The organism is Thalassolituus sp. UBA6592, assembly GCF_002433655.1.
Classification (GTDB): domain Bacteria; phylum Pseudomonadota; class Gammaproteobacteria; order Pseudomonadales; family Oceanobacteraceae; genus Venatoribacter.
In genome coordinates this window covers 20856-34677 of the sequence record NZ_DJIO01000113.1, presented here as the reverse complement: position 1 = coordinate 34677, position 13822 = coordinate 20856, and the positions used below count along the sequence as shown (strand labels likewise).

Below are 13822 nucleotides of genomic sequence, written 5' to 3'. Positions count from 1 at the left end.
AGCCCGCGGAGCGGAAACAATGTGGTGGAAACAGGGCGTCGTTTATCAGGTATATCCACGCAGCTTTCAGGACAGCAATAACGATGGCAACGGCGACATCCGCGGCCTGATTAACCGGCTGGATTATCTCAACGACGGCAAAAACAGCGGGGATTCCACCAGCCGTTCACTGGGTATTGACGCTATCTGGTTATCCCCCATCTACCCCTCCCCCATGCACGACTTCGGCTACGATATCAGCGATTACTGCGCCATCGATCCGGTCTTTGGCAGCATGGAAGATTTTGATGAACTGCTGCAGCAGGCGCATCAGCGCAATATCCGGATTATTCTCGATCTGGTGGTCAATCACACCTCAGATCAGCACCCCTGGTTTCTCGAATCCTGTCAGCCGGGGTCAGACAAAGCAGACTGGTACATCTGGCACAAAGGCACCCAGCCGCCGAATAACTGGCTGGGCTGCCTCGGCGGTAAAGGCTGGAGCTGGAACGAGCAACGTGGCGCCTGGTACTACCACTCCTTTCTGGCACAGCAACCGGATCTCAACTGGCGCAACCCTAAGGTAAAACAGGCAGTGAAAGACATTATGGCGTTCTGGCTGGACAAGGGCGTTGATGGTTTCCGGCTGGATGTGGTGAACCTGTTTTTTAAAGACGCAAAACTGCGCAGCAACCCGGTGGACTGGTTTCGTATTGGCCGCCCTTACGATCGCCAGAATCATATTTATGACCGCGATCAGCCGGAAATGCATCCGCTGTTACAGGAACTGCGCCAATGGGTTGATCGCTGGCCACAACGCATGATGGTGGGTGAAATCATGATGCAGGCCAACGGCACCAGCGCCCTGCCTGCGAGTTATTATGGCGACGGTGATGAACTGCATCTGGCGTTTAATTTTGATTTTTTTCATCAGCCCTTTTCCGCCAGCGCTTTCCGAACTGTAATCCGCAACTGGCAGCAACAGCTGGGCGATAACAACTGGCCCAATTACACCCTGTCGAACCATGATTTTATGCGTCACAGCGGACGCTATCGTGGCCAGCATCAGACAGAGCGGATGAAATTACTGGCTGCTATGCTGCTGACACTGCGCGGCACGCCGTTTCTGTATTACGGTGAAGAAACCGGTATGCCGGAACAGAAAGTACCCTATAAAAAAATGCAGGACCCGGTCGGCATACGCTACTGGCCGCTGCATCCCGGGCGCGATGGCTGCCGCCGGCCAATGATGTGGAGCGATAATCCGCGGGATTTTTCCGCTGGCCCCGCCTGGCTGCCCAATGAGCCGTTAACGGAATACAGCGTTAAGCACCAACAGGAAAATCCGCACAGCCTGCTCAACTGGTATCAGCAACTGATTCGCCTGCGCCGTTCATATACCGCGCTGCATCAGGGGCAACAGAAATTATCCGACCCGGCAGCCGACGTACTGGCTTACCAGAGAAGCCATGGCGATGAAAAAATCAGCGTATATCTGAATTTCTCAGCCACAGCACAGACCATAAAACATATCCATGCCGCTGACCTGCAGCTGTTACTGAACAGCCTCAGCCAGCCACCGGCCATCGGTGAAAACAGTATCCGTCTGCTGCCGTATCAGGCACTGATACTGAAGCATACGGATTAACAAATCGGGGAATACTCAACCAGCGCGATAAGCGTGGGCCGGGTAAGTCCCCAGAATACGCACGTCACCGGCAAAATAATCCAGTTCCTCCAGCGCCAGCAGCATATCGTGCTGCTGCGGATGCCCCTGAATATCCATATGAAAATGGCTGGCCTTCATGGTGCCGCCATCCATATAACTTTCCAGCTTCAGCAGGTTCACATTATTGGTGGCAAACCCGCCAAGGGCCTTGTAAAGCGCTGCCGGAATATTGCGCACCGAAAACATCAGACTGGTAATGTATTTAACGCTGGCATCGTATTCTTTGTGCTCGGCCTCACGACTAAACACCAGAAAGCGGGTGGTATTCCCCATCACGTCCTGGAAATTCTCGTGCAGAATGTCCAGTCCATAAAGTTCGGCTGCCAGCTCTGATGCAATCGCACCCCGGGTACGGTCACCACTCAGACTCAATGCCTCAGCCTCCATCGCCGTATCCATCGATGCCACCGCTTTCATCCCCAGATTGGTAATCCGCTGATGGCATTGCGCCAGCGCCTGCGGATGAGAAGCCACGCTTTCAATATCCGCCAGAGACGCGCCCGGTAAAGCCAGCAGACAGTGATTGATGGGCTCGAAATGCTCAGCAGTCACAAACAGAGAAGTACGGGGAATCAGACGGTAGATTTCCTCCACCCGGCCAGCGGTAGAGTTTTCCAGCGGAATCATGGCGCGCTCGGCGAAACCATTGGCAACCAGTTCCAGTGCACTCTGAAAATCATCACAGGCGACGGCTTCCCAATCCGGAAATACGCGGCGGCAGGCGAGATGTGAATAGGCCCCGGACGTTCCCTGATAAGCCACCCGGCGCGTTTCGGTGACTGTTGCACCTTCGATATTGTTACTGCTGAGACTGCTGGCTGTCGTCATGACAACTCTCCGTTTAATTCTGAACAGGTGACTGTACTTGCCACGTCGCCGACACCGGCATTGCTTTATTTTGGTGCAGACGGCAGAGACGCCATCAACCTGCACCAAAAAAGGTCATTATATATGACAATTCTGCCAGATAAGCGGTTAATCTGTCTCGGCTACGCCGCTATCCATTCATGGCGTCAGGCTTTGTCCAAACTGGCACAATGTCTGCTGACGACAGTTAAGCAATGTGAAAACCTGTGCCGGACGACAACGCCCGGTTGCGGTTACCACCAAGGTCACAGCCCAGGAGTGATGGTTATGACAGTGCACTGGCCCGACGATATTCAGATAGACGAGCAGTATCTCACCCCTCTGCTCAGCGCTGATGAAACGCTCAGCCAATTGAATCTGCCGCAACCGTGGACAGAGCAATGGCAGGACGTCTGGGCCCCGCTGGCAGCCCTGCTGGCCACTCTGAAAGAGAAAACCGGCGTTCCCGTAATCGGCATTCACGGTGGCCAGGGCTCCGGCAAATCCACCCTGTCCGGTGCCCTGTGCACTATGTTCCGCGAAGTGTTCGGCTGGAACACCGTCGTTCTCTCCATCGACGATCTCTATCTCACCCACCAGCAGCGTCAGACACTGGCCAGAGAACGCCACCCTCTACTTGCTACCCGAGGTGTTCCCGGTACCCACGATGCTCTGCTGGGTATGGATCTGATCCGCCAGCTGAAAGCACTGGAAGCTGACGAAGTACTGCACATTCCGGCCTTTGATAAAGCATCCGACGATCGCCTTCCTGAAGACCAGTGGCATACCGTCAGCGGCCCGGTCGACATGATCCTGTTTGAAGGCTGGTGCGTCGGCTGCCACCCGGTCGATGCCAGTGAACTGCAGCAGCCTTTCAACACACTGGAAGCAGAAGAAGACACCGATGGCCGCTGGCGCTCAGCAGTAAACGATGAGCTGGCGGCAAGCTACCATGACTGGTTCAGCATGATTGATTTTCTGCTGATGCTGAAAGTACCGGACATGAAAGCCGTACTGAACTGGCGCACACAGCAGGAAACCGGTAACAAACAGGCAGCCGCCGGTAATGGTCCGGACCGCAGCCTCGACAGTGCCAGACTCGAACGCTTTATTCAGCATTATCAGCGCCTGACGGAACAGGCGCTTAAATACATGCCTGGCTGGGCCGACCTGATTCTGCAACAGAATCACAAACATCAGGTCGAGAGCATCAGCATGCAGGCAAAAGGAGATGTTTTATGACTAAACCGGCTCTGCCCTTAGTTGTGGTCACCGACCTCGACGGCACCCTGCTGGATCATCACAACTACAGCTTCCGTGCGGCAATGCCGGCACTGGCCTGTCTGCGCAGCCTGAATATTCCCTGCATTCTCAACAGCAGCAAAACCTTTGATGAAATGCTCGGGCTGCGGGAAAAGCTCAATAATCATGCACCGTTCGTTTGTGAAAACGGCGGTGCGGTCTTTATTCCACGGGAATCAGGTAACGGTTTTACCAGCGAAATGACCGGCTCCAGTTATTCCAGCATTATTAAAGTGCTGGAGAAGCTGCGTGGACAAGGTTTTCAGTTCCGTGGGTTCAACGATATGAGTGTGGAAGACATTGCTGACGCAACCGAACTGGCGCTCAGCGATGCAGCCATGGCAAAAAAACGCCATGCATCCGAACCCATTATCTGGCTTGGCGATGAGGCATCACTGGAAGAATTTGCCAGTGCACTGTCCTGCGTCAACCTGCGCCTGTTGAAAGGTGGGCGTTTTTATCATGTGATGGGCACTAACGATAAATCCGATACTGTCACGTTTTTTAAAGATTACTACGCCAACCTCTGGGATTGCACACCAGATGTGGTGGCCCTGGGTGATGGCGGCAACGACCTGTCGATGCTGGAAGCCGCTGATTATCCTATTGTCATCCCGGGCGAAAACCAGACATTACAACCAGAAAACCCGGCCAGCCGCACAGCGGATAAACCGGGTCCCGCCGGCTGGAATGACACCCTGCTGGCCTTATTAAATGAGCTGACGAAGGAGAAAACCCGTGGCTGATTTTTACCAGAACGGAATAATAACAACACTGCACAACCTGACTGACCGTCCTGTGGAAGAGCTGGAAAAAGAACTGATGAGTTTTTCCCGGGTTCGTCCTATGTCTCTGGTTCTGCCATCCCTGTATTCAGAATTAAGTGGTCCGGCACTGGATAACATCATCAACGACCTGACCAAAGTGCCCTACCTGAATGAAATTGTTATCGGCCTCGATCGTGCCGATGGCAGCGAATTCAAACACGCCCGCGAATTTTTTGATCGCCTGCCACAGCATCACCGCATTCTGTGGAACGACGGCCCGCGCCTGCGCAAAATTGATGAAATGCTGCAGAAAGAAGGCCTGGCGCCTAAAGAAATGGGGAAAGGCCGCAACGTATGGTATTGCTACGGCTATGTGCTGGCATCCGGCCGCGCAGAATCGGTTGCTCTGCACGACTGCGATATCGTGACGTACGACCGCAGCCTGCTGGCACGTCTGATTTATCCGGTTGCCAACCCGGCGTTCAACTATGAATTTGCCAAAGGCTACTACTCGCGAATTGCCGAAGGCAAACTGAACGGCCGTGTCAGCCGCCTGCTGGTGACGCCACTGATCCGCGCCCTGAAAAAAGTCTATGGCTCGCTGGATTACCTCGAATACCTCGACAGTTTCCGCTATCCGCTTTCCGGCGAGTTCTCTATGCGCGCCGATGTGCTCAACGACATCCGTATCCCGTCTGACTGGGGTCTGGAAATCGGTGTGCTGTCAGAAATGAAGCGTAACTATTCCACCAACCGCCTCTGTCAGGTAGACATTACCGACGTCTACGACCACAAGCATCAGCCCCTGTCGGAAGAAGATGCAACCCGCGGTCTGTCGAAAATGAGTACCGACATCTGTAAAGCCATCTTCCGTAAGCTGGCAACTCAGGGCGAAGTATTCACCACCGAAACCTTCCGCAGTATCAAAGCCACGTATTTCCGTATTGCGCTGGACTTTATTGAAACCTATTTCAATGATGCTCGTATGAACGGTCTGACCGTTGACCGCCACGCAGAAGAGAAAGCGGTTGAACTGTTTGCTGAAAATATTATGAATGCCGGTGAACACTTCCTTGCTAACCCGATGGAAACGCCGTTTATTCCGAGCTGGAACCGCGTGACCTCCGCCATGCCGGATATTCTTGACCGCCTGTACGAAGCAGTTGAAGAAGATAACGCCTGATCAGCACAACAGTGCTTAACTGAAGCCAATGACAAATAAAAACGCCCGCAACATTGCGGGCGTTTTTATTGATACAAAGCAGCGCTCATTGCTGCGGCATCACTTCGTTACGACCTGCCCACCAGCTGGAAAAATACAGATACGCCAGCAAACCTTCTGTTAATACTGCCAGCGCGATGCCAGCACCGGCGAAGCCACGCAGGTACTCCGCCACTCCCAGCCCCGCCATTGCCAGCATAGAAACACTGATCGCCAGACACACCGCCTGCCGGGATTGTGACAGCGCTGCATTACGCCCGGCCCAGGCCAGCACAGCAAAACCGAGAAACAGCATCGCCGCCCGCCGGCCAAAGAAGTATGCCTCCGCATTGCCATCGACGGCGAAAATAAAAAACAGAAGTTCCGGTACAGCCAGGAGTACAACAAATAAAGCCGATGCAATAAAAGCAGTCAACTGACTGAGGGTTTTAAAGGGAAGCATAGGAGTCCTTTTGCCGTGTTGCTCACTGCCGTGGTGTTCACTGCCGTTCAGGCGAATGACACCGGTCCATGAAGATGGCAGAGATACTAACAGCGGGACTCGTTAGCGGACACTGGCGAGTATTTAAATTGTGAAGTGATTGGTAAAGGGAAGAGGCAGGTATTGCTGGTAGCAGTCGCCGGCGCTGCATCCTGCAACACCGGCGCAGAGATCTGCCTTGCTACGAAGCAGTCAGCCACACCGACTGATATGGTGCCAGCACCAGTTCTTCCTTAACCACCTGTTGTTCCGCTGCAAGGATATCCACCAGCCCATCGGGTAAAAATCCCAGACTGGCCAGCGGCAGCTTCAACAGCCGCTCGGTGACATTGGAAATAGCAAACAGAGTCTGCTCCGCATGGGTACGACGGTTAATAAACAGATCCGTGTTGATATTAACAATGTCCTGACGTGCATCCGGATGAAAGGCTTTCTGCTCACTGCGAACCTTCAGCATACGGCGCAGCTCACTGAACACTTCAGCCTGGGGAGTCACAGGGTTGGAGATCAGACACTCCAGTTCAGACTCGTCCCAGATTTTACGGTTAATCGACCGTGTACGTCCGGTACGTTCAACATGGTCAAGATCGTTTGGTGTCGCCAGCAGGCTGTGAATATACACCGCCGGAATCCCCTGCATCCCCAGCATAATCGCCTGAGAACAAAGGAAACGCTGCACCTGAAAATGATCCGCACCACGGCGTGTGCCCATGCAGGCATCAAACAGGGTGATATTAATTTCATACGGACTCTGCGTGCCGTCGGAGTTCGCCTTCATACTGACGAAGCCACCAAATCTGTGCATACAGTCAATCAGATCCTGCACTTCGCGTTCCGGCAACAGGCCCTCAACCGGACGCACACCAATGCCATCATGGGAAGCGGTAAAGTTAAGGTAAGTACAACCGGCAGACAGTGGCGGGATTTTATCCGCCCACTCCGTCAAAAAGCTGGAATTACCGCGGTTCAGCGCGTGCAGCACCAGCGGTGGCAGACCAAACTGATAGACCATATGCGCTTCATCGCCGTCACCAAAATAGCTCAGATTTTCAGCCACAGGCACATTGGTTTCGGTCAGCAGAATGGTACGCGGTGCACAGAACTCCAGTACATCACGCATCAGTTTCACCACTTCGTGGGTTTCCGGCAGATGAATACAGTTGGTGCCGATACGCTTCCAAAGATAAGCAATGGCGTCCAGACGGATCAGCCGTGCGCCACGCTCAACGTACAGCAGCAGAATCTGGATAAATTCCAGCAGCACCACCGGGTTGGCAAAGTTCACATCAATCTGATCTTCACTGAATGTGGCCCAGACATGGCGCACGCCACGGTGGGTATGCACCGGCGTCAGTAACGGCGTGTTGCGTGGACGGGTAACCGCCGAAACATCCGTCGCCGGATCGACTTCAATAAAATAATCGCTGTACGGTTCGTTGTTGGCGATGTAATCGAAAAACCACAGGTTTTCCCGTGAGCAGTGATTCACCACCAGATCGATCATAAGATCAAAATCTGCGGCAATCGCGGCGATATCATCCCAGTCGCCCCAGTCAGCATTTACCTGACGATAGTCAATAACGGAAAAACCATCATCAGAGCTGTAAGGGAAAAACGGCAGAATATGCACGTTGGGAATAACGCCATGCAGATTCTTTTTCAGAAATTCACTGAGCGTCTGCAAAGGAATTTCACCGGGCTTCTGAATGCTGTTGCCGTAAGTGATCAGGATGGAATCCTTTTCACTCCAGCGGCCATCGCTGTTCAGCTGATACTTGCTGTTGCCATTGTCAATGATCGCCTGACAAAGACGGAGAATCTGTTCGGCGACAGCATGATGATCCACGTTGGGAACGTCATCGGTGTAAATTCTGTGCAGTCGTTCTTCAACTTTTTTAATAAATACTTCGGGCATGAAATGTCCTGATAAATTCTCGGTATTCAGAGCATCAGCCTGCGATGGCCAACGACGATATTGCCTGCCAGTTTCGTGCCGACTGCAGATCTGCCGGCGTCAGCCAACTGCCACCGACGGCAAAAACATTACTCAAGGCAAGATAATCCTGATAATTCTCCTGACCAATGCCGCCGGTCGGGCAAAATTTCACATCGCCGAAGGGGCCACTCAGGGCTTTCAACATGGGGATACCACCGGCAACGCCGGCAGGAAAGAATTTCTGATAGGTAAACCCGGCTTCACGGGCACGCATAACATCACTGGGAGTGGCAACGCCCGGAAGATAAGGTCCACCCCATTCTTTGGCGCAATCCAGTAACGCATCAGAGCTGCCAGGACTGACCACAAATTCAGCGCCCTTGTTCAGAGCATCCAGCATCTGCTGTGCACTGGTTACAGTACCAACACCGACGATGGCTTCCGGTACTTCCTGTTTTATTGTTTCAATGGCGCCCAATCCATGTTCAGTGCGCAGTGTGACTTCGAGCATACGCACCCCGCCGTCAACCAGTGCTCTGGCCAGAGGCACAGCCTCATCCGGGTCTTTAATCACAATCACAGGTACCAGAGGTTTGGCACGCTCCATCCATAAATCCCACATATGATCTGCCATCCGCTTATCCCGTTTTATTCCCAGCCAATGGATACAGCTCCCTGATCAGCGGCTGTCGCACGCTGGCGGAAACCATAAAATAATTCTCGCCCGACCCCCATTGTTTTGGGTGCCAGATACACTTCATCTGCGCGCTCTGCAAAGCCATCTGTAAGAACGGCAAGCGTTCCGGCATGACCGTCCAGACGAATCCGATCACCGTCTTTTACCTTCGCCAGCGGACCACCCTGAGTGGCTTCCGGACAGACATGAATGGCCGCCGGTACCTTGCCCGAGGCACCGGACAAACGTCCGTCGGTAACCAGCGCCACCTGATAACCGGCTTCCTGTAAGTTGGTCAGTGCTGGCGTCAGCTTATGCAGTTCCGGCATGCCGTTGGCACAGGGACCCTGCCCTTTCAGTACCACCACCACATCCTGATTTAATTCGTCATTTTTGTAGGCTGTCAGTACGTCGTTCTGATCACAGAATACTTTCGCCGGCGCTTCAATCACCCAGCGGTCGTCCGGTACCGCGGAGACCTTCATAATTGCACGGCCGAGGTTACCTGCCACCAGCTTCATACCACCTTCACGCATAAAAGGTGCGTGGGCTGGCGCCAGCACATCGAGGTTGAGGCTTTCACTGCCAGCGCTGCGCCAGCTGACCTTGCCGTCGTCATCCAGATAGGGCTCTTTAAAATAGTGTTCCAGCCCTCTGCCCATAACCGTGTTCACATCAGTGTGCAGCAAACCGGCTGACGCCAGTTCGCGCATAATAAAACTCATACCACCGGCACGCTGAAAAGCGTTGATGTCTTCTTTACCATTCGGATATACCCGGGCCAGCAAGGGTACGATATCCGACAGGTCCGCCATGTCCTGCCAGTCGAGAATAATGCCTGCCATACGTGCGATGGCGATCAGGTGAATGCTGTGATTGGTCGAGCCGCCGGTTGCCAACAGCCCCACCACACCATTAACAATCGTACGTTCATCCACCACCTGACCAATGGGCAGAAAATCCGGGGTCAGGTGTGTCATGGTGGTTATTTTCTGTGCGGCGGCGGCGGTTAACAGCGGGCGTAATCCATCGTCCGGGTTAATAAAAGATGAGCCAGGCAATTGCAGCCCCATAATTTCCATCAGCATCTGATTGGAATTTGCGGTGCCGTAAAAGGTACAGGTGCCCTGCGAATGATACGACGCCATTTCGCTGGCCAGTAATTCATCGTGGCCAACTTTACCGGCAGCATAATCCTGACGTACACGGGCTTTTTCACCGTTACTGATACCGCTGGGCATGGGGCCTGCGGGAATGAATATCGCTGGCATATGACCAAAACGCAGTGCCGCCATCAACAGACCCGGCACAATTTTATCGCAGATACCAAGCAGAAGACTGCCGTCGAATACGTGATGCGATAGGGCTACGGCTGTACTCAGCGCGATCACATCGCGGCTGAACAGCGACAGCTCCATACCGGTCTGGCCCTGAGTAACACCATCACACATAGCGGGTACACCGCCAGCCATCTGGGCCACGTGACCAATTTCAGCCAGCGCTGTTTTAATCTGTTCAGGGTAAGTGCGGTAAGGCGCATGAGCAGACAACATGTCGTTGTAAGCACTCACCACGGCAATATTAGCCGCGCGGTGATCCTGCTTAAGGATCAGTTTTTCACCGTCAGTGGAGGCCGCGTAGGTGTGGGCAAGATTGGTACAGCTGATCTGTTCCCGCACCGGGCCGGCAACAGCGGCCGCTTCGATCTGCTGCAGGTAGTCACCGCGGGTCTGGCGGCTGCGTTCAATAATACGGCGGGTGACATTTTCCAGCTGTGGATGCATAGCATTCTCCGGCATTTACAGATTACGAAGTACGGTAAAGACTGAGAGGTACCGCAGATTGGCTCAGTACCGTTCTGACCGGCATCGCCGTCAGATTCTGAATATCAGCCGGGTCCATGACTCTGTTGAACGTGGCGTCTTTTTCAGCCCCTTCAAAATGCAGAAACAGATGACGACAACCCGCTAAAAAGCTCCAGCTGAGCGTCATACGTTGCGGAAATGCCGGTGCATCTGTAACCGGGCAACACCAGGCGCCACCGGCTTCGTCCAGCGCTTTGGCCAGCGCTTTTGATTGCGGGAACCAGCTGGCCGTATGACCATCTGTGCCCATCCCCAGTACCGCATAATCAAGGCGCTTAATTAATTCGTGCAGACGGTTTTCACATTCCATAAAGCCGTCCACCGGGTTTGCGGCTTTGTTCTTGAGCGGTAAAAAATATGCCCGGGCGGCGTTATTAATCAAAAGATTTTCTTTTACCAGCCGGGCATTACTGCCCTCTTCATCTTCATCAACCCAGCGCTCATCTACCAGGGTAATCAGCACTTTGTCCCAGGCGAGATCCTGCAACGAAAGGGCTTTAAAAAAGGCAACCGGGGTTGTTCCACCACTGACGGCAATACAAACCCGACCGCGCTCTGCCAGTGATTTACGGATCCGGCTGGCCAGATCTTCTGCTAACTGGCGTGCCAGCTTTTGTGAGTCCGGAAAACGTGAATCCTGCATACTTGTCTCCTCAGGGAATTTCCCGCCAGGATCAGACTAACTGAACAAATTTTATGACGTTGCTAAGACGTCCGTTTTATTGGTTTTGTTTCATTTGTTTTATCTTTTACGCCACAACCAGAATCACTCAGAATCACTCAGAATCACTGGCCGAGGCCTGCAAAACACATCAGCTGTTTTCATCCCACAAACGTCCATCCTTAGCCAGCAGCAATGTTGCTGCAGCCGGCCCCCAGGTACCGGAGGTATAAGGCTCCGGACGCTGTTCCGCCTCTTCCCAGCTTTTCATAATCGGGTCAACCCAACGCCAGGCTTCCAGCAGTTCATCGTCCCGTAAAAATAACGTCGGATTACTGGTCAGCGCATCAAACAACAGACGCTCATAAGCTTCCGGCACCCGGGTCTGTTTGTGATTGGCCGGATTCAGACTCAGATTCATAGGCCGCACACTCATACCCGGACCTACACGCTTTTCACACAGCATCAGACGCACACCCTCATCCGGCTGCAGACGGAAAATCAGTTTATTGGCCATGGTATTTTTGTGCTGCAACGGAAAAATAGAGTGCGGTATTTCCTTAAAATGCACCACAATTTCGCATGCCCGTTCCGCCAGCCGCTTACCGGTGCGTAAATAGAATGGCACACCGGCCCAGCGCCAGTTATCAATTTCCACCTTGGCGGCGACAAAGGTCTCGGTGAAACTCTTGGGTTCAACCCCGGGTTCATCGCGGTAACGGGGCACAGGCTGGCCTTCGGATACACCGGCATCATACTGACCACGAACCACTTTCTCAGTAATGGCCTCGCCAACAATAGGCTTCAGAGCCCGCAGCACTTTTACTTTTTCGTCACGCACGGCATCAGAATCCAGCTTGGCTGGCGGTTCCATGGCGGTGATACATAACAGCTGCAATAAATGGTTCTGAAACATATCGCGCATCGCGCCAACATGATCATAAAAGCCTGCACGCTTTTCCACGCCCAGTGCTTCGGAAATAGTGATCTGGATATGGTCGATATAATGTTGATTCCACTGGGATTCAAACAAAGAATTCGCAAAGCGCAGCACCATCAGGTTCTGCACTGTCTCTTTGCCCAGATAATGATCAATACGATAGATCTGTGATTCAGAAAAATACTCAGCGACAGCAGCATTAATACTCTTCGCCGATTCATAATCGTGTCCAATCGGCTTTTCCATCACAATTTTACTGTTGCTCTGAATAAGATCACTGGCGTGCAGCCCCTGACACACAGGCGTGTAAAGACTGGAGCCGGTGGCCAGATAATAAACGCGGTTAGGATCGCCGGACAGCAGCGCTTTTTTCAACACGCCGTAGGCTTTGGTGTCACTCAGATCAAGCTCAACACAGTGCAGTCTTTCACTGAATACCTGCCAGTTACTTTCTTCAAGATACTCAGAGGGAATGTGCTGACGGATGGCAGTACGGATGGTGTCGATGAACTCTTCATCGGTCATTTTGTGGCGTGTCGTGCAGTAAATACGCCCTTCACTGAGGCGGCCGTCACGCTGTAATAAATACATGGACGGCAGAAGTTTTCGCAGAGCAAGATCCCCTAAGCCACCAAACAACACCAGTTCAAACGGTGCCTGAATCTGCATTGTGTTCCTCCTGTCATCCTGTGGTTCATCTGATGCAGTATGTGCAAGTATGTGCAGGTATGTGCACAGCAACACCAGATAATGCTTAACCGGCAGTGTGGCATGATCCGCGGACACTTGTCTCCTGCAGGCTTGCCATTCCTGACATACTGAGTTTAGTCCGCTGACCGAGTACGCGTGCCGGATTTTCATCACCTTCAGATCTTTGTTAAGCAATGCCCGTACCGTTCACAGGACTCAGATGCCAACCCGGCTAATATTCTCAGCCGTCATGCCGACCGCCTCATTACAGATTCCTCAGCAGACCCTTTAAGCCACCTCCTCTGTGCACCCTTTCGGCAAACCTCCTCTGCACACCCTTTCGGCAAACCTCCGGGCCGACCATCGGCTTTTATTGCTTACAAAATAACCAACAATAACCAGAAATGACCCTACAACATCAGGAACATCCCTTCTGATGACGCCCTGATTCTGTTAATTCAGCCTGCTTTTTCCCACGACGGTAAGTCATCAACCCAGTAACCACGCGGTTTCGCACGATTTTTCGCTAACGGTTTGTTTTTACTGAAAAAAATCTTTAAAAAAAGTGTTGACGGAATCAGGGTCTGTCCGTAATATACGCCTCGCTGTTGAGACATTCCCCGATAGCTCAGTCGGTAGAGCAGTAGACTGTTAATCTATTGGTCGCTGGTTCAAGTCCAGCTCGGGGAGCCATCAACAGCATTACGGGGTATAGCGCAGTCTGGTAG

General features: G+C 52.8%; 11 protein-coding genes and 1 tRNA gene. 5 read left to right on the top strand and 7 right to left on the bottom strand.

Annotation, left to right across the window (positions count from 1 at the left end; translation table 11 throughout):
* Positions 1-19 precede the first annotated feature (19 nt).
* Entirely contained in the window at positions 20-1627 is a 1608-nt protein-coding gene (locus B2Z72_RS10675; RefSeq protein WP_296981867.1) for an alpha-amylase family glycosyl hydrolase, read from the top strand.
* Positions 1628-1642: 15 nt separating this feature from the next.
* Here the strand turns inward: B2Z72_RS10675 and B2Z72_RS10670 are convergent, their stop codons facing one another.
* Entirely contained in the window at positions 1643-2536 is an 894-nt protein-coding gene (locus tag B2Z72_RS10670) for a prephenate dehydratase (RefSeq protein WP_296981865.1), read from the bottom strand.
* Between the two features lie 306 nt (positions 2537-2842).
* Between B2Z72_RS10670 and B2Z72_RS10665 the strand changes: the two genes are divergently transcribed.
* The 3 genes from B2Z72_RS10665 to B2Z72_RS10655 are packed head-to-tail and all read left to right on the top strand — an operon-like array spanning position 2843 to position 5806.
* Positions 2843-3796: a hypothetical protein gene (locus B2Z72_RS10665; protein ID WP_296981863.1), complete on the top strand. Its 954-nt coding sequence runs from the start codon at positions 2843-2845 to the stop codon at positions 3794-3796.
* Positions 3793-4602 carry an HAD-IIB family hydrolase gene (locus tag B2Z72_RS10660; RefSeq protein ID WP_296981862.1) on the top strand — a complete coding sequence of 270 codons (810 nt, stop codon included), beginning with the start codon at positions 3793-3795 and terminating at the stop codon, positions 4600-4602. The genes B2Z72_RS10665 and B2Z72_RS10660 overlap by 4 nt, the downstream gene beginning before the upstream one ends.
* Positions 4595-5806 (top strand): glycosyl transferase, encoded by a 1212-nt coding sequence (locus tag B2Z72_RS10655; RefSeq protein WP_296981860.1) that lies wholly within the window; start codon positions 4595-4597, stop codon positions 5804-5806. The genes B2Z72_RS10660 and B2Z72_RS10655 overlap by 8 nt, the downstream gene beginning before the upstream one ends.
* A gap of 85 nt (positions 5807-5891) precedes the next feature.
* On the opposite strand, the gene B2Z72_RS10650 is transcribed toward B2Z72_RS10655, so the two are convergent.
* The 6 genes from B2Z72_RS10650 to zwf form a co-directional block, all read right to left on the bottom strand.
* Complete coding sequence (locus B2Z72_RS10650) at positions 5892-6287, bottom strand: hypothetical protein (RefSeq protein ID WP_296981859.1); 396 nt, start codon at positions 6285-6287, stop codon at positions 5892-5894.
* Positions 6288-6507: 220 nt separating this feature from the next.
* A complete protein-coding gene (locus B2Z72_RS10645) occupies positions 6508-8241 on the bottom strand; it encodes a sugar phosphorylase (protein ID WP_296981857.1) in 1734 nt (577 codons plus the stop codon).
* A gap of 34 nt (positions 8242-8275) precedes the next feature.
* Positions 8276-8896, bottom strand: coding sequence for a bifunctional 4-hydroxy-2-oxoglutarate aldolase/2-dehydro-3-deoxy-phosphogluconate aldolase (eda, locus tag B2Z72_RS10640; RefSeq protein WP_296981855.1), 621 nt, complete (start codon positions 8894-8896; stop codon positions 8276-8278).
* A 14-nt stretch (positions 8897-8910) separates the two neighbouring features.
* On the bottom strand, positions 8911-10722 hold the full coding sequence (edd, locus tag B2Z72_RS10635; RefSeq protein WP_296981854.1) for a phosphogluconate dehydratase: 1812 nt from the start codon (positions 10720-10722) through the stop codon (positions 8911-8913).
* Between the two features lie 22 nt (positions 10723-10744).
* The gene (pgl, locus tag B2Z72_RS10630) at positions 10745-11446 is read right to left on the bottom strand and encodes a 6-phosphogluconolactonase (protein ID WP_296981852.1); all 702 of its coding nucleotides are present in this window, start codon (positions 11444-11446) and stop codon (positions 10745-10747) included.
* Between the two features lie 169 nt (positions 11447-11615).
* Positions 11616-13073: a glucose-6-phosphate dehydrogenase gene (zwf, locus tag B2Z72_RS10625; RefSeq protein ID WP_296981850.1), complete on the bottom strand. Its 1458-nt coding sequence runs from the start codon at positions 13071-13073 to the stop codon at positions 11616-11618.
* Positions 13074-13711: 638 nt separating this feature from the next.
* On the opposite strand from zwf, the gene B2Z72_RS10620 reads away from it, so the two are divergent.
* Positions 13712-13787: transfer RNA gene (locus tag B2Z72_RS10620), tRNA-Asn, on the top strand.
* The last annotated feature ends 35 nt before the right edge of the window (positions 13788-13822 follow it).

Excerpts from the sequence above, each read along its gene's own strand:
- B2Z72_RS10675 (WP_296981867.1), top strand. The coding sequence starts at position 20 with ATGTGGTGGAAACAGGGCGTCGTTTATCAGGTATATCCACGCAGCTTT.
- B2Z72_RS10670 (WP_296981865.1), bottom strand. The coding sequence starts at position 2,536 with ATGACGACAGCCAGCAGTCTCAGCAGTAACAATATCGAAGGTGCAACA.
- B2Z72_RS10665 (WP_296981863.1), top strand. The coding sequence starts at position 2,843 with ATGACAGTGCACTGGCCCGACGATATTCAGATAGACGAGCAGTATCTC.
- B2Z72_RS10660 (WP_296981862.1), top strand. The coding sequence starts at position 3,793 with ATGACTAAACCGGCTCTGCCCTTAGTTGTGGTCACCGACCTCGACGGC.
- B2Z72_RS10650 (WP_296981859.1), bottom strand. The coding sequence starts at position 6,287 with ATGCTTCCCTTTAAAACCCTCAGTCAGTTGACTGCTTTTATTGCATCG.
- B2Z72_RS10645 (WP_296981857.1), bottom strand. The coding sequence starts at position 8,241 with ATGCCCGAAGTATTTATTAAAAAAGTTGAAGAACGACTGCACAGAATT.
- eda (WP_296981855.1), bottom strand. The coding sequence starts at position 8,896 with ATGGCAGATCATATGTGGGATTTATGGATGGAGCGTGCCAAACCTCTG.
- edd (WP_296981854.1), bottom strand. The coding sequence starts at position 10,722 with ATGCATCCACAGCTGGAAAATGTCACCCGCCGTATTATTGAACGCAGC.
- pgl (WP_296981852.1), bottom strand. The coding sequence starts at position 11,446 with ATGCAGGATTCACGTTTTCCGGACTCACAAAAGCTGGCACGCCAGTTA.
- zwf (WP_296981850.1), bottom strand. The coding sequence starts at position 13,073 with ATGCAGATTCAGGCACCGTTTGAACTGGTGTTGTTTGGTGGCTTAGGG.